The sequence below is a fragment of the Paenibacillus sp. LS1 genome (assembly GCF_026013365.1).
In the GTDB taxonomy this organism is placed as follows: domain Bacteria; phylum Bacillota; class Bacilli; order Paenibacillales; family Paenibacillaceae; genus Paenibacillus.
The window spans coordinates 213,175-233,730 of record NZ_JAPDOE010000002.1; the positions used below are offsets into that span (position 1 = coordinate 213,175).

The following is a 20,556-nucleotide window of genomic DNA, read 5'->3' on the forward strand; positions in this document are numbered from 1 at the left end:
AAAGCTTAAACCGTAATAATCCCTATATCGTATCCGCTCAAACGGTCTGTCTGTTCAGCCTCCAATGGCTGATCGGTAACAATCGTATGGACTGCATTTAACCCGGACACCCGGGCAAAAGCACGAACACCAAATTTACTGGCATCTGCAAGCAAGATGACTTGATCGGATATGCCAACCATCTTCTGCTTCAGCCTTGCCTGAAGCTCGTTAGATTCACTGATTCCGCCGCCTTCAAGATGTACGCCTTTGCAAGACAAGAACAATTTATCCACATGATACGTCTCCAAAGAACGCTCCGCGAGCGGTCCGACAAAGGACAACGAGCGAGATGCCAGCTGGCCCCCCGTTGAGATGACCTCAACCTCGTCACGACTGCTCAGTTCCGTGGCTACCTGAATCGAATTGGTTAAGACCGTCAGCGGAAAATCTGGCATATTCGCAGCCATATAGCCTGCCGTTGTACTGGCATCCAACAGAATGCGATCACCCGGATTGATCATCGCCAGAGCCGCTTGTGCAATCCGCTTCTTCTCTTCCGCATGAGTTGTCTCCCTGATCCGGTAAGGGATCTCCGGTTGATCTTCCTTCACACTCACTGCACCACCGTGAGAGCGGCGCAGTCGTCCTGACTGTTCCAGCCGATCCAGATCGCGCCGGATGGTTTCCTCCGTCACCCGGCAGCGCTCACTAAGCTCGGATACACGCATACTGCCCTTTACATTCACCATCTCCACAATCCGGTCATACCGCTCGGCTGCCAGCATGTTACACCTCACTCCCCGCTTGTGAATTAGATGAAGCCGTCACATGCAGAAATTTGCCGTAAGCATCTTCCCAAACTGACCTGTCCTGCGGCTCATATGCAGTTACCGGAAATGAATCACGAATGGCCTTACGGGCTTCCCAGATATCCTTAAAAGCTCCGCTTGCCATCCATTGCACAGCCATATTCCCGATTGCACTTCCCTCTGCCGGTCCCGCCCATACCGGTTTGCCAATGGAATTTGCAGTCCACTGACATAACAGGCGGTTCTGGATACCTCCACCGACCATATGCAATCCGTTGAACGTCTGTCCCGACAATTGTTCCGTCCATTCCAGCACTCTTCTATACTTCAATGCCAGACTCTCCAGAATTGCCCGGGCAATAGCACCTTGATCCTCTGGCACCACTTGCCCTGTATCACGACAATACTGGCGTATACGGGTCGTCATATCTCCTGCTGGCATGAACAGTTCATCATCCGGATCAAACAAACTGGCAAATGGAGGTGCCTGTTCCGCCTTCGCCAATAACGTATCATAGCTAATTCCCTGCCCCTGGCGCTCCCACTCCCGCATGCTTTCCTGCAAAATCCACAGTCCCATGATGTTCTTGAGCAGACGGAATGTTCCGCCCGCCCCGCCTTCATTCGTGAAGTTCAAGGCCAGACTCTGGCTACTTATCGCAGGATGATCTATCTCCGTTCCCATCAGTGACCAGGTCCCACAGCTCAGATAAGCAAATGAACGTTCCGTTGCAGGAACAGCCACAACGGCCGAACCGGTATCATGCTCTGCAACCGCGATCACCGGTATCGGTGAAAGACTCAGATCATTACAGATACTGCTGCGCAACTGTCCAACACGGGTGCCGGGCATCACCGCTTCACCGAACAGTTTTTCCGAAATGCGAATATGCGCCAGCAACTCACTGTCCCACTGCCCCACCGATGGATTGTATAATTGCGTTGTCGTTGCATTCGTGAACTCATTCACCGCTTCTCCGGTCAGGAAATAACGTAGCAAATCCGGAATCATGAGAAAACGCTCTGCTTCATGAAGCAACGGGGAGCCACTACGTTGAAGCGTTGCCAATTGATACAGGGTATTAAAGCTAAGAAACTGAATCCCTGTACGTTGGAAGATTCGCTGAGAGGTCAGCTCTTGCCGTACCTGATCCATCATGCCGTTAAACTGTGTATCACGGTAATGATACGGATTACCCAGCAACTCCCCGTTACTGCCGAGCAGACCGAAATCAACGCCCCAGGAATCGATCCCCAGACTCTCCGGCTGTTCCCCCTGCTGCTTCACAAGCGTAAGCCCTTGCAACAATTCATGATGCAATCGCAGAATATCCCAGTGCATCCGCTCGCCAACCTTCACCGGTTCATTCTTGAACCGATGAATTTCGCTCGTTTCGATCCCTCGATCATTCAGATGTCCCAGTAGCGCTCTCCCGCTCCCGGCGCCCAAATCATAAGCCAGCACACTCACCGCGCTTCACCAACCTTTCGAACCCATCCTATTTTCCAAACGGTATCTCTTGATTCAGTCCGTAACGCTGTACTTTATTCTGTATTTATTGTTTGTTTGTTTTTGTTTAATACTGTTTTACTTTATTTTACGAGTATATCACCATTGTAAGCGTTTGAATACCCTTCGGTTTTTCTTTCTTTTAGGCATACCAAAAACGACTCTCTCCCACCTGGGAGGAGCCGCAGTTCTTTTTTTACGTATAAAATTGACCTTTGCTTACCCCCGACTGGGGCTGTACATCTCTCTCAAAATGCTTGAACCGTGTGCCCTGATACGTCAGCATCCCTCGATCATTTTCCACCATCATGCCATAATGGTTTCCGCCAACAAATAGTTCAGTCCGCTCCCCATTGTCGAATTCAAATGTAGCATAATAACGAGTAGTCGCACTGCTATCCCCGCTTCCACCTGAGACTTCCGTTCGTTTAGCCACCACCGTAGAATGAAGGGTTAACAAAGCTGCCGCGTTATTTGATCCCCCTGAGCGTATGCCTGAAATAATAACAAAAACAATAACTCCCGCAATGATGAGAAATATGGCGCCAATGAAAATCGAAGCAAATGCATTCATTGCAGCAAACTCATTGAATCCCGAAAAAAAGCCACCCTGATTGCCCTCAAAACCCGGTACTCCATTCATGTCGTCAAACACACCGAAGCCATCTACGCTTAATCGGCCGATCGATGAGGACACGCTTGTTAACGCCATTCATCATCGTTCCTTTCCCCTTGCAAAATAAGATGCACCGCCCCACGCAAGGAAGGCGGTGCATGCAGACAACCCGTTCTGCCTTGTCCGTATACTATATGAACCAGATCAAGAATACAGACGTTCAAGTTCGTCGACCAGACTGCCGACATAAGCAACTGCAGAACGAATCGGCTCAGGTCCGGACATATCCACACCCGCGAGCTTCATTAACTCCTGCGGCGTGAGACTTCCACCGGCTTTGAGTGCTTCAAGCCAGCGATCTATAGCTGGCTGTCCTTCTTCCCGGATCTGCTGTGCAGCCGCTGTGGAAGCCGTCAAGCCTGCCGCATAGGTATATGGATATAGTCCCATATAATAATGAGGTTGTCTCATCCACGTGAGTTTGGCCCCTTCATCAATAACCAGATCAGGTCCCCAAAATTCGGAGAGGATGTCTCCTTTGAGCTGACTTAATGTCTTCGCCGTAATGGGCTCATCATTGGTTGCGAGTGCATACACCCTGCGCTGTAATTCCCCTTCCAGCAGATGGGTAACGAAGTTATGGTAATACGTATTCAACAGTTGCAAAATGACCCAACGACGCATTCTCGGATTATCGGAACGCTTCAATAGATGATCTGCCAGCAGCATTTCATTCATGGTCGACGGTGCCTCGATAAAATAAAGAGATGGGCGTGTATTCGTGAGCTTTTGGTAACGTCCCGCGAGCATAAAGTGGCCTGCATGTCCTACTTCATGCGCAAGCGTAAATGCCCCACGCATATTGTTCGCCCATGAAATTAGAATATAGGAGTGCGAACCATATATAGAAGAGCAAAATGCCCCTGTGGATTTGCCTGCATTATCTGCGTAATCCACCCAACGATCACTGAATGCGCGCTCTACGATCTCGCCATACTCCGGCCCAAGCACATCAAGTGCTTCACGAATGAGTGTGCACGCCTCATCATATGTAATGGCTGGGCTAAATTCAGGATCAAGCGGGGCCTTCAGATCACAGAACATTAGCTTGTCCAGACCCAGCTCGCGTTTCTTGAGAGCTGCCAGTCTGCGCATATGAGGTGCGAGTTCCTGCTGGATAATATCGAGCACATTATTGTACATCTCTTTGCTCACTTGCTGTGGGCTGAGAAGCATATCTGTAACATCGTCGTAACCACGCAGTCTGGATAAAACAACCTGCTTCTTCACTTCGGTTGCATAACCTTCTGCGAACATATTTTTGTACTCATTCAATGTCGAGCTGAACGCAGCATAAGCAGAACGGCGCAGCTTCGTATCGGACGACATCTCATAATTATTTTCATAGAATGACCAAGATAACGGACGATTATTGTCCTCTCCATCGAGGGCATCGTCAAACGTCATGTCTGCCAGTTTACCGCGCAGATAGATTCGATATGGCGAATCCAGTACCTCTCCGAGTGAAGCGAGTACCTTCTCGGTCTCCGGTGTGAGCCGATGTGCTTTTTCTTGAATCAAACGTTTCAAACTGCTGGCGTACGGTTCCAATCCCGGAAGTTCTTCAAGGTAACGCTCCACTGTTCCGTCCGGCAGATCAACGATCTCCGAATTGACAAAAGACAAGGACGACGACAGATTCGATAGGATATCTCCTGCCTTGGCTGAATTCTCAATATTCACTGGATTGGTGCTGTCCTCTGATTGCTTCAAACGGGCATAGGAAGCCGTCTTGCCGATCCGCTCTTGCAAAGCTTCACGCGCATCCAGACAAGCCAGCAATTGCTCAGCGCCTTCGCCCAGACGCCCTTTGAACGTTTCAATCTGTGCAGCAGCCTCAGGAAGTAATCGAAGCTCCTGCTCCCACTCTTCATCCGTTACAAATAAGTCTCTCAGATCCCAAGTCGTTTCCTGGTCTACCTCAGCACGTGTACGTATTTTTTCCATCTTTAGTTGTCATCCTCCTTGCATTTTCCAATATCTCTCATCGTATCATATTCCGCGCATCTATACATGACATCTGCGAACAATGAGACTTTTGGTATGGATTTATGGTAGAGCAGACAAACGGGTTACTCCATATTACTCCGCTGGCAGAATAGCCTTTCGATCGCTGTTATCCCCGGATTTTTTGATTCACTTTTTCAAAGGTGAAAATCCGGTGATAAAGGCGAACGCTTCGCTTCTTAAGTCTATTTCTGCCCGCTGCGTTTGGAGTAAACTATTGATCCACTGACCAAAATTTAAAAGCAACGAAAAAACCGCCGGGTAATGGAAGAATCCATTTGCCCTGCGGTTCATTATAGATCTTACTTATTTAGCTTTCTTTCCAGATTACATTTTCGCCATAGTTTTTACCCCAGTTATACATTGCGTGCAGGACAGGCATCAGGCTTTGACCGTGATCTGTCAACGTATATTCCACCCGTGGAGGGACTTCTGCATACACTTTACGCTCAATCAGTTTGTCTTCCTCCAGCTCACGTAACTGGTTGGTCAGCATCTTCTGGGTAATATGAGGGATTAGGCGTTTCAGCTCACTGAAACGTTTGGTGCCTTCCAGACCCAAATGCCACAAAATAATCAGTTTCCATTTGCCACCGATCACCGCAAGGGTCAATTCCTTCTCACAATTGATTTCTTTCAAATTAATCCGTTCCTTCACTTCGGCTGCCATGGCTCCGAGCCCCCTCATCTTCAATCTTATATCGCGTATATCACGCATATCACGGGGACACTTCACACGAGATAAGCTTTCCGCTCCATGCATTATGTAATAAGTACATTCATTCGATACAGCTATCTATTAATTCTACTACAGCCTGGTCGGGATGCAAAGTTTAACTGAAAATTACGGATAAAACCTATACAGATAAATGACTGTGCATCGCAGAAAAGACCAGAACCCTTCACAATCAAAGGATTCCGGTCTTTCTTTCATCTAATCGCTATTCCAGGTTCGCGTGGCGGCCAAACATATCCGCTCCGGTCATCCCCTTCATTTCCATCATCGTAAGGATGAGTGCATCCATCCCAATCAACAGTCCCTGTTCGAACAACGAGCCCATCGGCTGAATAGTTACATCCGCTCCGGAAGTTGCTGTGTCCTCTTTGGCTGAAGCCGGAAGGCGCACGACCGTAGTCGCCAATTGCCCAATTGTGGACTCTGGCTTGATCGTAATCAGACCGACAGGTGCACCTGCCGAACTAGCTTTCTGAGCCATCGCTACGAGACTACCTGTTTCTCCTGAGCCTGAGCATAACAAGAGAAAGTCCTTCGAGCTGATCCCAGGTGTAACGGTCTCGCCTACCACATATACACGAAGCCCCATCTGCATCAATCTCATGGCAAAAGCCTTTCCCATAAGACCTGACCGACCTGCTCCAGCCACAAAAATCTGTTCCGCAGCCAAAATGTGTTCAGCCATCGCTTGCATCTCTGCATCGTCGATCTGGCTAAGCGTACGTTCCAGCTCCTTCAAGATGTCAGCTGCGTACTGTGTTTTGCTCATCTGCTTACCCTTGTTTAACAAGACGTTGCATTTCAGCTGCAACTGCGGCTTTGTCTGCTTGTCCTGTGATACCGCCGCCTACAATAACCAGATCCGGTTGTGCTTTGATTACTTCTGGCAATGTTTCCAGCTTGATTCCACCAGCGACAGCCGTTTTGGCATTTTTCACAGCAGCTTTGATCGTTTGCAGATCTTCAAACGGGCTTTGTCCTTCAGCTTGCAGGTCATAACCTGTGTGTACACAGATGTAATCTACGCCAAGTGCATCAATTTCACGAGCACGTTGTTCAAGGTTAGGCACGTTGATCATGTCCACAAGAACTTGTTTGTTTTGTTTCTTCGCTTCTGCTACTGCGCCTTTGATTGTACTGTCATTGGTTGCTCCAAGCACAGTGATCAGATCCGCACCAGCTTCAGCTGCTTTCATGATTTCATAACCACCAGCGTCCATGATTTTAAGGTCTGCAAGAACTTGCAGATTAGGGAATGCTTCTTTCATCGCTTTTACCGCGTGCAAACCTTCATTAATAACGATTGGTGTACCAATCTCAACGATATCAATATATTGTTCAACCTCTTTAACCAGTGCGATACCTTCAGGGATGTTTACCAAGTCGAGCGCCAATTGCAATTTCATCATTTATTTCTCCTTTGTTGTTCAAGTATGAGTCGTTCCTGTAAAAATAATAATCAGATATTTAGCCTGCACCAATTTGTCTGTTCAGATGCATGCAGTGTTTATTTTGGCTACTCACTCATTGTAGACCCTGACTATCCATTCAGGAAGTACGCACTTTGAAGTGGGGTAGTTACTTGCACGATACTATTGATAATTATTCGTTGTTAGGAGAATCTTATGATGGATTTTCCTCTGTTCCAACCGTTGCAGCAGAACAGCAATCTAATCATTTCATTAGGTGTTCAATATAAAAGACCCTGCCACATAGGCAGGGTCCTTATCATTTTCAATCCCAGCAGCGCTGGTTTTAGAAATTTATCATTTTACAGGAATCATTTTCATAACTCACTAAAAGGTATTATGAAATTGATTCACAGATATACAGGTTTCACGCATACCGGCTTGGATACGCCTGTGCTGTGACCTGTGTATTTCAGACGTCCGCTCTCCTGATCTACCGTGAATGTCACGAGGTTGTTGGTATCGCGGTTAGCTGCAATGAGCAATTTGCCGTTAGGTGTCAGAGCAAAGTGACGCGGGTGCTCACCTTCAGCAGATACATGCTCAACCAGTGTCAGGTGACCTTTGTCTGCATCTACTGCAAATACAACGATGCTGTCATGTCCACGGTTCGAACCATACACATAACGTCCATCATTGGAAACGGTGATTTCCGCTGTTGTATTTTCTTTGCCATCATAACCATCTGGCAATGTGGATACGGTAGACAATTCAGTCAACGTACCGGCTGCTGCATCATATTGGAACGAAGTAATGGAAGAATCCACTTCGTTGATGACATAAGCGAATTGACCATTCGGGTGGAACGCCAGGTGACGTGGACCTGCACCCGCATGCGTTTTGGTTTCACTGTGCAATACAAGTTCATTCTTGTCTGCATCAATGGAATAGATCGCAATTTTATCCGCACCCAGATCCTGTACCATCATGTATTTGCCATCCGGGCTGAAGAATGCGGAGTGCACATGTGGCTTGTCCTGACGTTCAGGATGCGCACCTTGGCCTTCATGTTTCTTCTCGTCCAGAAGCGCTCCAACTTCACCGTTATCCGTCAAGGCTTGCAGACCTACCAGACCACCGTGGTAGCTGGAGAGGATCAAGTATTTTCCGGATGGATCACGCTGGATATGACATGGTGGAGCTGAAATGGAGTCATTCCGGTTCAGCAATGTTAATTTTCCTGTAGAAGGATCAATGCTCAGAGCTACAGCTTCAGACATTTTATTGCCTTCAGCTGACGCTGTTTCACCAATCGCATACAGTTTGTTACCCTCAGTATCCACGTTGACAAACGTTGGGTTTTTCACACCAGCGATGCCGTCAAGCTTGGACAAGCTGCCTGTATCCTCATTCAATTCATATGCATAAATGCCCTCATTTTCCGTTTCGGCATAAGAGCCAGCAAGTACGAGCAAGCGTTTTGATTCACTCATTACAGTTTCCTCCTCTATGTGTATGTAATCTTGTTGCACCTCTTCTATAATAAATCTGCCATATCAAAATAGCAATCCGCTGTCGCTGCACATCCGTAAAATCATCGGTTAAACAACGGGTGGAATGCACACGATCATACTGAAATCCATTCATATGAGGTGCATCTTCTGCTATGATAAGATAGGTTTTTCATCCAGAAGGGACTGAACTGCATTGCTTCACTCATTTTTACTCACGTTATACCATGTATTCCTGCCGATATCACTTCCCGTGATTGGAGGAATTCTGTTAAAACGCTTCAAGAACTGGGATACCCGGTCACTCTCGACCTTTTCCCTTTATATTTTGAGCCCTGCGCTCATCTTCAATACATTGCTGCATGCAGAGATTACCTGGACGGACGTCACCAGCACATTCTGGTTCTCCATCATTAATCTGATTGCCCTGTGGGCACTCGCCGAGCTGTTAAGCCGGGTTTTCCGTCTGGGTGCAAGCGAAAAAGCGGGTCTCACCCTCGTCTCCACGTTTACCAATTGCGTGAATTACGGGCTCCCGCTTGTACTACTTGCCTTTGGTCAACTTGGACTGGACAAGGCTTCCGTCTATGTCATTGGGCAGATGATCATTGTCAATACAGTAGGTATCTTTTTTGCCGCAAGATCCCAATTCACGGTAAAAGATGCGATTCTGTCCGTTTTCCGCATGCCATCCATCTATGCTGCTGGCATCGCCATTACGCTACGTGCGTCCAATCTGAGCCTGCCTGACGCACTCGATGGAGGCATCTCCATGCTGGCCGCGGGTTACTCTCCTGTCGTTCTCGCCATTCTGGGAGCACAGATGCTCAGACCAAAAGGTGCTACAGTGCCTTGGCTGCCCAATGTACGCCGAGCCTTCTGGACCGGACTTGTGGTCCGTCTCGCAGCTGCACCGATCCTCTCATGGCTAATTCTAACCGCGCTTCAGGTCGAGGGTACGTTGTTCAGTGTGCTGCTGATCCTCGCATCGATGCCGACCGCAGTGAACGCCGTTATTTTGGCTGAACAGTTCAATGCTTCTCCGCAGTTTGTATCCCGTTGCATCCTGTGGACAACCGCTGCATCCATGTTGATGCTGCCGATTATGATTGTGATGGCTTCCTGATTAGTACCGGAGGCGACACCGATGCTAGATCCGCTTGTCGGCGTTTCTCCAACCGGCGTTCATAACGCCGGTTGAGTGCTCTGACGTAGAAGAATTTCACGACAAAGTACGAAATCACACCTAAAATGACACCAAACATAGACATGCCTGCCAGGATATCCAACCCACCAAGTAACAGTTCACTCACGGCCGACCAGTTTCCACGAAACAGTTCCATTAATGCACTCTCGTGTACCGGTCCTTGTCCCATGCTGTGAGCAGGTAGAATCCAGGAACCAATCTGCTTCGCGAGCGGCATCAGAATGATAGGCAAAAACGTAAGTTTTCCAATCACGTTACCAACAATCGCTGCTGGCATCGAGCCCCCAGACAGTCGCACAATTGGGTAGAATATGAGATATATCAGGGATGCTGTCGAGATCACGATCAGTTCCAGTCCGAACCCTATGGCAAATCCGGTGGATACTTTATGAGCACCTCCGGGAGCACGTAACAATTTGAGGAAATTCAGCTTCATAGCACGTGTTAAACGTACCCAGCGGTTATTCTTGCGCTTCTGTGTGTTCATACCGAATTTCTCCTTATTTTGTACAAATGACGACTTGAATCGTCTATTCTTCAGTATATCACACCGCGTTAGCTCCAGTGATAACAATGACTGGCTGTGTCTCTATCTCGACATTACCTGCCACCGCTCGGGAGATCATGCAGGATGATTCAGCCTTGTGCGCTAAGCGCTCGGCTTTGGTTAGATCCGCCTCCGAGGCATCTGCACTGAGCACAATCCGGGGTCTATGTACGATCCGTTCGTACGTAAACACGTTATTCGTAACATCTACCGTCGCTTCCGACTCCAGCGTCAACTCATCCGGCGTAATATCTGAACGCTCCAGCATCGCTGCCAGCGTGATCAGGTAACAGGTGGAGGCTGCACCCAGCAGCATCTCGTCCGGGTTGGTTCCTGTACCGGGTCCGCCCATCTCCTGCGGAATCGATATGACTGTTTTTAATCCACCTGCATCAATGGTTCCCTCACTGTTACGTCCACCATTCCATACCGCTTTCAGATGAAAAGGATGTTTCATGACATTCATTCCTTTCTGATTTACACACGTATACACGTAATATTTTGTTCGATCAATGCGCTAACCTGCTCTTCGTCTACACCCTGATCTGTAATCACTTTCCCCACGCTGCTCATCTCAGCGACTCTGGTAAACGCCTGTATGTTAAACTTGCTGGAATCTGCAAGTAAAATGACCTCATCCGCAATATGGATCATCTTTTGCTTCACCAAGGCCTGCAATTCATTGGATTCACTGATGCCTTTGGTCAGATGCACACCTTTGCAAGACAGAAACACTTTATCCACATGGTAAGCATCCAGCGAACGTTCCGCCAGCGGTCCTACAAAAGACAGTGATTTTGAAGCCAATTGCCCACCTGTGGCAATCACACGAATCTGCTCCTTGTTACTCAGCTCTGCAGCAACCTTAATCGAGTTGGTTAATACCGTCAGTGGAATGTTCGGCAATCCTGCCGCCATATACCAGGCCGTTGTACTTGCATCTAGAGCGATCCGGTCGCCGGATTCCACCATTTTCACCGCTTCGATTGCAATTCTGCGCTTCTCTTCTACATGGGCTACAGCCCGTTCCGGATACGGAATCTCTGACTGTAACTCTTCTTTGTATTTCACGCTGACCGCCCCGCCATGGGACCGCCTGAGCCTGCCCGCCTGTTCGAGCTTGTCCAGATCACGACGAATCGTCTCTTCCGTCACCCCGCAGCGCTCACTTAGTTCGGTGACACGCATGCTACCTCGCGTATCCACCCATTCCACTATTTTCTCATACCGTTCAGCTACGAGCATATTCCTTCACTCCAAACCGTTGATTATCCAGTTGATCCTGTTCCTCCATCATACCACAGTGTGATGACAAGTAGAATTTGGACCACGTGCAAAAAGAGGGAGCTTTCGCCCCCTCCATTCCAGTCCTGAAGTGTATCTTATTTATCTTCTGCCATAGGGAACCAGCCCGGCGTGTGGATGATTGCATTCCACAATCCGTCAGGAATAACTAAGCGCTCCTGATCCGATTTGGTCAGAATAGTCTCGATATCTTCTTCCCGTCCACTCTCGATTTTCTCAACCCAATCCGGTTCAATAATCAGCTCACGTCCAATTGCAAGCAATGGTACTCCTGTTTGAAGCGCTTCAGCAGCCTCAGCAGCTGTATGAATCGCACCCACACCGATCACAGGCAATTTGCCGTTCACACGATCCAGAATAAATTCGATTCTTGAACGCGTATCTGCTTCGCCACGTCTTGGTTTGGACCAGAACTCGTTCACAGAGACATGAAGGTAATCCAGGTTTTTATCTTTCAGCGCATCCACTAGTAGGTATGTTTCTTCCATCGTAAGTCCCGGTGTTTCCGGTTCTTCCGGGGAGAAACGATAACCAATGATGAATGGCAGTTTGGTATGTTCGGCAACCACTTTCTGGACCTCGTCCACTACAGCAAGCGGGAATGTCAGGCGTTTCTCGGCACTTCCGCCATAGCGATCTTCACGTCGGTTGGAATGCGGGGAGAAGAATTGTTGGATCAGATAACCGTTAGCACCATGAATCTCAACACCATCAAATCCGGCTTCAATTGCACGACGTGTCGCTTCACCAAAGTCTTTGATAATGGAAGTAATCTCGGCATCCGTCAATTCTCTTGGTTCAGGAGATCCTGGACGCTCACTTGCAACTGCACTAGGAGCAACCACTTGACCCGCAGGTACGGCTTGTTCTGGTGTCAGACGGCCCGCATGGAAAATTTGCAAAACGGCTACGGAGCCCTGTTGTTTAATGGTATCAGCCAGTTTCTTCAGACCAGGAATGAAGCGGTCATCATAAACGCCAAACTGAGCCGGGAAACCAATCCCAGTCTCGGTTACATGCCCTACAGCCGTAATTGACATACCAGCACCACCGGTGCGACGTGCATAATAAGCAAGTTCAGCGTCGGAAATCGTACCGTCAGCATTAGAGGACATATGAGTCATCGGAGCAAGCACGATACGGTTTTTCAGTGTAATGCCAGTCGGTAGTGAAACTTGTTCGAACATCTGGTTAAACTTTGGATTCATTCGTGGTTCCCTCCTGATTATAAATATCTCTTTTAATAGATATATGAATATATGCGTTCGCTTACTGTAATGATTATAGTTACGTTTGAATGTAATTGCAACTTTTCATTTTCAGAAAGGAAAAAAGAGCAGAGTGTCCTCAGACTCTCGGCCCCTATCAATCATCTTCACTTCATCCAAAGACACTCATCAGAAACTCCGAATGTAGGCCAGCTTCTGATCCATCTCTTCCACGCATTCGAAACAGTCGTGTTCGTCATTGGCAACCATTGGTGTTACCGGATACAGATTCATCTCTGTACTGTTATAGGATTTGATCAGCGGAAGCAACTGAGTCACTCGTGTATTGGCAGGATCAAGCCAGGTGTTGATCTCTTCTTCAGAGAGAATGGCTGGCATTTTGCTACCAAACTCGCGTGTAATCATGTTCGCGCCTGTCATTAGCATCGTGCAGGTCCGAAGCGGCTCCTTCCGTGTATCTTTCCATACTTCATATAAACCAGCAATGCCAAACAGACCACGATCCGGCATGACTACACGAACCGCATAACTTTTCTTGCCCTCTTGCCGCCAGTAATACAATCCGTTGCAAGGAATGACGCAGCGCTTGGTCTCTACCAGTTTGTAATAGGATGGATTCTCATGCACCGTCATGAGATTCGCGTTAACCGCATCGCGGCCCCAGAATGGTATGAACCCCCACCGGAACTCATCCAATACACGCTCACCATCCTGATGCAAAATAATCGGCGTATGCTGGGTTGGACTGATATTGTATCGGTTTTTGTAATAATACATCACTCGCTGAACTTTGAAATGATCTCTGACTTCGTCCAGATCGGCTGCCAATGAAAAACGGTTGCACATGCTCAAGCACTACCTTTCCCTGTGTAAGTTTAACGTATTGTTTGTTATTTCAGGGAAATTATGCATGAATATCGAACAGAAAATGACTTATTTTGACACCAATGTAGTCGGATCAAGATATATTTCATGTTTTTCACGACAAAAACAACGACCTCGGACTCATTTCAATCCAACTATTACTTGTTACTATAATAGAGAATAAAATACATTTATTGGAGGTTTTAAGTATGAAAAGGAAGTTATTGATGAGCATCATGTTGTTCTCGGCGATTGCCATGTTCGGCAGTACCATCTATGCAGCAACCTTTCTAACCTACGGTTATCCCAGCACCACCATCCCCATTCGCACGTATAATTACGCCTCCGCATGGCAGACCCCTATGGATGCTTCCCTTACCAACTGGAACAATGCCGGTGCCAAAGTTCAATTCACCAAAACAAGTAACTCTCCGAACACCATCACCGCAGGTAACTTCAATAACACAGCATATGGTGTCAATTACGCCTCCGTATCCGGCAGTCAAGTCGTAAGCTTCCGCATCGAACTCAATGCATCCACGATCACCCCTGACGCGACCAACTTATCCAACTTCATTCAAAGCGTGTTTGTCCACGAACTCGGACACTCCGTATGGCTTGGTGACAACCCGACCACGACAAGTCCTTCCATTATGTCTTACTCCCGCAACCGCAATTCCATGACCCAACCCCAAACCTTTGATATCAACAACGTAAGATCCAAGTACTAATACGCTACGAACTCATTCCCAAATCCAAGGAGGATTCCTTTCATGAACAAAAAACGAGTATTAACGCTACTTCTCTCTTCCATTTTCATTCTATCTGCTGCTGGATGTTCTTCTCTTACACCTACCGCGTCCCCGTCTGATGCACCCATGACCATCATTGCTTCTGAAGATTACCCGAGTTATGCCAGCATTGGCGACCTGTCCGAGAGAGCCAATACCATTGTGAAAGGCAGTGTGATTGAGACTCGTGTAGAAGCTTTAAATGATATCGTACAAGCTACTGATGCTGCGAATGAAAACGAGTTAAACCCAGCGTCCGATCCGGGCGGAGATCCATCTTCTTTTGACAAAATCTATACGATCCACACAATTCAGGTCGCTGAATCCTATAAAGGCGGTTACACTGCCGGGGAAAAACTTGAAGTGAAGCAACTTGGCGGACAACTAGGCAACACCGAGATTATTAATGATGACAACCTCAAGCTGATTCCTACCAAAGACTATGTACTCTTCCTGGAAACGTATGAAGACACCCCTGCCAGCCTGCTCAACTCCGTTCAAAGTCTCTACGTGATCAAACCTGCCGCCAAATCGAACCAGCCAGGTCAGCAACAATCACCGTCAGAAGTCATTGTGAGCGCAAACCCCGAGAATGACCTCACACTCCAACTAGAGGATCTGCAGGAAATCCAGAAAGAACAAAAGGATCAATAACCAGTAATTCTTATATTGCAATCACACCATTATTCATTTCCGTACAGGCTGCATATCCCCTTCTACTGTTCAGTCATACATAAGAATATGAAAAACCGTGCTGCTCAGCAAACTGGGCGACACGGTTTTTTTGGAGTTTAATGTGGATTCAATCCTCCGTCGCTATAGCATCTCCCTTTTCTCCACTACCTGAGTTATAGAGAAGCCTGAATTGCTGCGGGGTCATTCCGATGTAAGTCCGAAACATGCGAATAAAATAACTGCTATGCGTGAATCCGCATTGGGAAGCAATCTGCTTCACAGTCAGATCTGAATCCGCCAGAATCTTCTTTGCCGCCAACATGCGGCAATCCAGCAGATATCTGCCTGGGGGGACCCCCATGATGCTCTTAAACATACGGTTAAAATAATACACACTGTACCCCGCTGTATTTGCCATGTCGGCAAGACTTAACGGCTGCTTACAATGACGACGGATATAATCGGCCGTTGAACGAATCGTATCCTGATGGCTTAGTAGAGACGTCCCCGCCAGTGACTCCGAATTCCTCGTAAGTTCTACCAGTAACTCATACAGCACAGCAGACAATCTCGGTTCATGTACACTCTCATAAGTTCTACCGAGCTGGCATAATTGTTCATGCAACACCTCGAAACGTTCGAATCCCGAAAATGAAAACAGCCAAACCTTGTCCGGACTACGGAGGTTCAGCAATCGCTCCAGATCATAGGCTTGCAGATGAATCCATCTGACATCCCACGGGTGGGAGGGATCAGCATAGTAATGCTGGGCCTGTCCTGGTGCATATAGAAAACCTTGTCCAGCCATCAAACGAACGTTTCCCTGTTCTGTTCGGACATATCCCTGTCCACTGAAGATCAGATGTAGATTGTATTCCCGTATCCCGTCTGGGCGATGCTCCCCGTGCTCTGGATCGATATATCTTCCGTAGGCCACTGGATAACAGGTGTACCCGGCGAATCCCGGCTCAGGCATAAACCAATGGGTTCGCATATGTTCAACCTCCTTTACACGCATAAGGAATGGGTTTATCAAATAGCAAGATCATGATATCCTATCGCAACATGTTGTTATATTCCCTTGTTATTATCCAGTATACAATGAAATAGATTCATACATAATTCACAAGATCATGATGCTGATAATAAAGGAGATCAACCGATATGAACACAAATCGTCCTGTTCAAATGGGCGTCGATTATTATCCAGAACACTGGGACCCTTCTCTATGGGAACAGGATGCCCGTTTAATGGCTGACAGCGGAGTCCGCATTGTACGAGTGGGTGAATTCGCCTGGAGCCGGATGGAGCCCACAGATGGACAATTTGAGTGGGGATGGCTCGATCAAGCGATCGAAACCTTGCACCGTCATGGGCTGCAAATTGTGATCGGTACACCAACCATGACACCGCCGCGCTGGCTGACGGAAAAATGTCCTGATGTCCTGCCTGTGCTACCACATGGTCAACCGTATCATGAAGGCGTTCGGGGGCATCGTTGTTATAACAGTCCCAGCATGCGAACGTACAGCGCAAGAATTGTCCAGAAACTGACCGAGCGTTATGCTCAACATCCGGCAATTATCGGCTGGCAGACAGACAATGAATTCAGCTTCACGGATTGTCAGTGTGATGCTTGTGCGGATGCTTTTCGCGAATGGGTTCGTGCCCGCTATAACACCCTGGAGCAGATAAACCAAGCTTGGGGGACCGTGGTCTGGAGTGGCGAATATAGCGATTGGGAACAGGTTACGCCGCCGTATGGGGGCTCTTCGTTCCAGAATCCTTCATTCCTGCTGGACTACTCCCGCTTTCAGTCGGATTCCATTGTGGATTTTCAACATATTCAGGTCGAAATCATCCGCCGCAATTGTCCTAAGCATGTTGTCACACATAATTTTCACAGCTATCCGCAAAGGGCGGATCAGTATAAAGTCGGTCAGGAGCTGGATTTCGCTTCCTTTGATTACTATCCGAACCCTTCACCGAACAAAACCGATACAGCGCCATACAGCGGCGCACTCTCTTTGGATCTGACACGCGGTATTAAGCGCCGTAATTTCTGGATCATGGAGCAGCTGAGCGGCCCTCCGGGATGCTGGTTCCCGATGTGGCGTACGCCGCAGCCCGGCTTCCTGCGCGCTTACGCTTGGCAGACGATTGCTCGTGGGGCTGATGCGGTTGTGCATTTCCGCTGGCGGAGCGCTACTGTAGGCGCAGAACAGTTCTGGCATGGACTGATTGATCACAGCAATGTTCCGGGGCGACGCTTCAAGGAGTTTCAACAGCTATGTACCGAAGTGAACCTGCTCAGTGAGCGCCTACAGGGCTCTACATTGCATAATGAAGTCGCGATCCTGCATTCGCATGATCAATTGAACGCCCTTCGAATTCAGCCGCAAGCCGAAGGACTGGAATACTACGAAAATATGAAGGTATGGCATCGCGCCTTGACCAAATTGGGCATCAGCACGGATGTTATACACACTTTGGAGCCACTGGATGGCTATAAAATCATCATTGCTCCGCATCTGTACCTGCTGGATGAGATTACAGCAGAGCGTCTGCAAGCTTTTGCAGCGGCCGGGGGCATCTTGATCTTAACCCATCGCACTGGTGTCAAGAACGACAATAATGTCTGTGTTATGGCTCCGCTCCCAGGTCTGTTGTCTGCCTGTAGTGGTGTGCGGGTTACTGAGTATGATCCTGTTGGCGGTGATACCGTTCAGATTCGTGATGAACAAGGCCGTCTCTATACCGCTTCCCAATGGGTGGATGTATTGGAACTGGACACGGCGCAGCCGGTCGCTGTATATGCGGATCACTTTTTTGCTGAAAGCGCTGCTGTCACTAGAAATGACTGGGGTAAAGGTGTGGTCTATTATGTGGCAACCCAGCCGGAAGAAGCGTATTTGAGCCAGTTATTGCAAGACATCGCAGAAGGCTGCAACCTTTCCGGAATTCAGTCTTTGCCAGATGGTGTACAGGTGACGACCCGCTCGGGACCAAATGGAACGTTCCGTTTTATTCTGAATCTGAGCCCAGAACCTGCATTCATTGAATTAGATGCTTCATACACCAGTGCACTGGACGGGAAACCTAAAGGCCCTCAGCTGAAACTGGACGGTTATTCAATTGAAATTTTAGAGGTTTAATAACGAAAAGCATTCCAATCAGGATATATGGTTTCAAAAAAAGGAAAAAGGCCCGTTGTGCATTTGAAATGCATTCGGGCCTTTAACTGTGGGCGGGAACCGCCATTCCTTATTTAGACGGTGTATTAAGTTCAATAATCCATTCAGCCAGATCCTGTGTCTGTTTCAACAAGGCGATGGGGTCACGGAACCAGGATTGTTCTTCTGTCCATATGTACACTTTGCCACTTTTAATAGCAGGCAATGAACCCCAGACCGGATCTGCCTGAAGGTCTTTTAGTTGAGAGTTACTGGTCAGCACGATGTAATCTCCGGCATACTTCGAAAGTAGTTCTATGGAGAATTCATGATAGGCGCCCTGCATCAACTCGGCTGGAATGTTCTTTGGTGCTTGCAATCCAAGCAATTCATAGATGTTACGTCCTCCCCGGCCCGACTGATTGCCAAAAATGAAGACTTGGCGATCATATTCCTGCATAACGGAGAATGTAGCGTCAGCTGGAACAACGCTTTGCACCTCCTGCTTGATTTTGGCAATCTCCTGATCGAAATCAGACAGCCACTTCTCTGCTTCCGCTTCTTTGCCAAGGACTTTCCCGAAATAGTTCACTTCGTCCTTCAGGGCTGGGAAAGTGATGGATGCGATCGAAACGGTTGGCGCAATCTTGCTGTATTTCTCATAAGCGGCCTTGTCTGGATTCAATGTAATAATGAGATCCGGTTCCAGTTCCATCAATTGTTCAACGGAATCCCCTATCGTTTCAAGACCATCCATGTGACCTTCCAGATAAGGACTGTTCATTAGAAATTGCCCTCCACCAATCGGTTTGACACCAAGGGCAAGCACCGTTCCCAGATAATCTATGGCAGCAACTCGCTCCGGATGTGCAGGAATTTCTACTTCACCAAAGGTTGTATTCACCATTTGGGTTTCTACGACTGCCGGTTGTTCGGGTTCAACCACAACTTCGGATGTTTCTGCCCCCTGCTGGGCTGTTCCACAAGCACTCAATGTGAGTACAAGCGCAAGCGACATGATCGCTGATTTAAAATGGTTAAACATGTTGATTTCCTCATCTCCCATATATTGATAATGATTATCATCATCAATTAAAGGATAACGTTCCTCTCCCTCTGTTACAATGGATTCATTTGTTGCATTTAATGTACTTTTCGAAACTGATTTCGAGTTTGCTTGCTGCTTCAACCGATATTGTCCCGGTGTGATCCCGGTCTCTTTTTTAAATATACGATTGAAATAGAACGGGTCCATATAGCCCACATACGCAGCAATCTCCTGTAATGAAGCTTCCGTGGATGTAAGCAGACTCCTTGCCTCACCCATTCGTAACCGAATCACATATTCTGTCGGTGTACATCCCGTCTGTTCCTTGAATTTGCGTGATAGATATTGTGGACTGTAACTCAAGGACTGGGCAAGTGAATCCAGCGAGATCGCTTCCCGGTAATGAGCTTTGATATATCGCAAAACCTGATCGGTAAGCGAAGGCTGCTGAACTTCGTTAAGCATGCGACTCCGCTGTAACAATACAAGCTGTACCAGTTGAAAGAAGTACACTTTGACCTGAATTTTGCCCACTTGCTCCTGCCCTGACCAGCATTCATGTATATCCCGCACAAGCTCACGTAGCTCAAGTGCATGATCCGGCGCTGTCGCCCAGGACTCTTCAAACGGATTACGCTGGTTCAGCATCATTCGGTACTCTACCAGCACATTGGAGGGCAAGGTTGATTTGTACAAAATCAGATGTACCTCCGTAGCCCCGGTCGCTTCAAGTGTCAGACGTCTTCCTTTTCCCCCGTGCAGCAGCAAGAACTGGCTTGTAGACCACACCTCTTCATCCATCCACACCTGCCCTCTGCCTTGAACGTACACAAATGCACTTGTCGGTAACACATAATTACGTATGAACTCATTTGTTGCCAGTGATATAAGACGCACATCAAGCACGCGAACCTGAACCTGATCCCACAGCTTGATGTCATTCTGAATTCCCATATAGACTCCCTTTCCTAAGCAATCCAACACACACAATATCCTACATTGCGAAAAAAACCACCTATAATTGATAATGATTATCAATTATAGCAATGATGAAGCTATCTTTGAAGTCCGCTTCT

Annotated in this window: 19 protein-coding genes; 4 read left to right on the forward strand and 15 right to left on the reverse strand. The window is 47.7% G+C overall.

The annotated features are described in order from the left end of the window. Nucleotides 1-5 precede the first annotated feature (5 nt). The 8 genes from OM416_RS10225 to OM416_RS10260 form a co-directional block, all read right to left on the reverse strand. A complete protein-coding gene (locus tag OM416_RS10225; protein WP_264929110.1) occupies nt 6-767 on the reverse strand; it encodes a DeoR/GlpR family DNA-binding transcription regulator in 762 nt (253 codons plus the stop codon). 1 nt (nt 768) lies between these two features. After that, nucleotides 769-2,262: a rhamnulokinase gene (locus OM416_RS10230; protein WP_264929111.1), complete on the reverse strand. Its 1,494-nt coding sequence runs from the start codon at nt 2,260-2,262 to the stop codon at nt 769-771. 235 nt (nt 2,263-2,497) lie between these two features. After that, nucleotides 2,498-3,013 (reverse strand): DUF2500 domain-containing protein, encoded by a 516-nt coding sequence (locus tag OM416_RS10235; protein ID WP_264929112.1) that lies wholly within the window; start codon nt 3,011-3,013, stop codon nt 2,498-2,500. A 108-nt stretch (nt 3,014-3,121) separates the two neighbouring features. Further along, complete coding sequence (gene pepF, locus OM416_RS10240) at nt 3,122-4,924, reverse strand: oligoendopeptidase F (protein WP_264929113.1); 1,803 nt, start codon at nt 4,922-4,924, stop codon at nt 3,122-3,124. A gap of 370 nt (nt 4,925-5,294) precedes the next feature. Continuing rightward, the gene (locus OM416_RS10245; RefSeq protein ID WP_062833989.1) at nt 5,295-5,654 is read right to left on the reverse strand and encodes a winged helix-turn-helix transcriptional regulator; all 360 of its coding nucleotides are present in this window, start codon (nt 5,652-5,654) and stop codon (nt 5,295-5,297) included. Nucleotides 5,655-5,925: 271 nt separating this feature from the next. Further along, nucleotides 5,926-6,489 carry a 6-phospho-3-hexuloisomerase gene (gene hxlB / locus OM416_RS10250; RefSeq protein ID WP_062833988.1) on the reverse strand — a complete coding sequence of 188 codons (564 nt, stop codon included), beginning with the start codon at nt 6,487-6,489 and terminating at the stop codon, nt 5,926-5,928. Nucleotides 6,490-6,493: 4 nt separating this feature from the next. Continuing rightward, the gene (gene hxlA, locus OM416_RS10255) at nt 6,494-7,126 is read right to left on the reverse strand and encodes a 3-hexulose-6-phosphate synthase (RefSeq protein ID WP_036670570.1); all 633 of its coding nucleotides are present in this window, start codon (nt 7,124-7,126) and stop codon (nt 6,494-6,496) included. Between the two features lie 413 nt (nt 7,127-7,539). After that, nucleotides 7,540-8,622: a lactonase family protein gene (locus OM416_RS10260; protein ID WP_264929114.1), complete on the reverse strand. Its 1,083-nt coding sequence runs from the start codon at nt 8,620-8,622 to the stop codon at nt 7,540-7,542. A gap of 214 nt (nt 8,623-8,836) precedes the next feature. Between OM416_RS10260 and OM416_RS10265 the strand changes: the two genes are divergently transcribed. Then, nucleotides 8,837-9,766, forward strand: coding sequence for an AEC family transporter (locus tag OM416_RS10265; RefSeq protein ID WP_264929115.1), 930 nt, complete (start codon nt 8,837-8,839; stop codon nt 9,764-9,766). Here OM416_RS10265 and OM416_RS10270 read toward each other — a convergent pair. The 5 genes from OM416_RS10270 to OM416_RS10290 all read right to left on the reverse strand — a co-directional run bounded on the left by OM416_RS10270 (nt 9,744) and on the right by OM416_RS10290 (nt 13,774). Next, the gene (locus tag OM416_RS10270) at nt 9,744-10,283 is read right to left on the reverse strand and encodes a DUF2062 domain-containing protein (protein ID WP_413775787.1); all 540 of its coding nucleotides are present in this window, start codon (nt 10,281-10,283) and stop codon (nt 9,744-9,746) included. The two genes, OM416_RS10265 and OM416_RS10270, sit on opposite strands and share 23 nt — an antisense overlap. A gap of 109 nt (nt 10,284-10,392) precedes the next feature. Continuing rightward, nucleotides 10,393-10,851 carry an OsmC family protein gene (locus OM416_RS10275; protein WP_264929117.1) on the reverse strand — a complete coding sequence of 153 codons (459 nt, stop codon included), beginning with the start codon at nt 10,849-10,851 and terminating at the stop codon, nt 10,393-10,395. Between the two features lie 20 nt (nt 10,852-10,871). Continuing rightward, nucleotides 10,872-11,639, reverse strand: a complete 768-nt coding sequence (locus OM416_RS10280) for a DeoR/GlpR family DNA-binding transcription regulator (RefSeq protein WP_264929118.1) — start codon at nt 11,637-11,639, stop codon at nt 10,872-10,874. A 137-nt stretch (nt 11,640-11,776) separates the two neighbouring features. Next, nucleotides 11,777-12,907, reverse strand: coding sequence for an NADH-dependent flavin oxidoreductase (locus OM416_RS10285; RefSeq protein ID WP_264929119.1), 1,131 nt, complete (start codon nt 12,905-12,907; stop codon nt 11,777-11,779). 189 nt (nt 12,908-13,096) lie between these two features. Next, complete coding sequence (locus tag OM416_RS10290) at nt 13,097-13,774, reverse strand: SOS response-associated peptidase (protein ID WP_264929120.1); 678 nt, start codon at nt 13,772-13,774, stop codon at nt 13,097-13,099. A gap of 227 nt (nt 13,775-14,001) precedes the next feature. Between OM416_RS10290 and OM416_RS10295 the strand changes: the two genes are divergently transcribed. Both OM416_RS10295 and OM416_RS10300 read left to right on the forward strand, forming a co-directional pair. Beyond that, nucleotides 14,002-14,523, forward strand: a complete 522-nt coding sequence (locus OM416_RS10295) for a hypothetical protein (protein WP_264929121.1) — start codon at nt 14,002-14,004, stop codon at nt 14,521-14,523. Nucleotides 14,524-14,565: 42 nt separating this feature from the next. Beyond that, nucleotides 14,566-15,237, forward strand: coding sequence for a hypothetical protein (locus OM416_RS10300; RefSeq protein ID WP_264929122.1), 672 nt, complete (start codon nt 14,566-14,568; stop codon nt 15,235-15,237). A 148-nt stretch (nt 15,238-15,385) separates the two neighbouring features. Here OM416_RS10300 and OM416_RS10305 read toward each other — a convergent pair whose 3' ends face one another. After that, entirely contained in the window at nt 15,386-16,252 is an 867-nt protein-coding gene (locus OM416_RS10305; protein WP_264929124.1) for a helix-turn-helix transcriptional regulator, read from the reverse strand. 170 nt (nt 16,253-16,422) lie between these two features. Between OM416_RS10305 and OM416_RS10310 the strand changes: the two genes are divergently transcribed. After that, complete coding sequence (locus tag OM416_RS10310) at nt 16,423-18,414, forward strand: beta-galactosidase (RefSeq protein ID WP_264929125.1); 1,992 nt, start codon at nt 16,423-16,425, stop codon at nt 18,412-18,414. A gap of 109 nt (nt 18,415-18,523) precedes the next feature. On the opposite strand, the gene OM416_RS10315 is transcribed toward OM416_RS10310, so the two are convergent. Then, on the reverse strand, nt 18,524-20,434 hold the full coding sequence (locus OM416_RS10315; protein ID WP_264929126.1) for an AraC family transcriptional regulator: 1,911 nt from the start codon (nt 20,432-20,434) through the stop codon (nt 18,524-18,526). Nucleotides 20,435-20,556 lie beyond the last annotated feature (122 nt).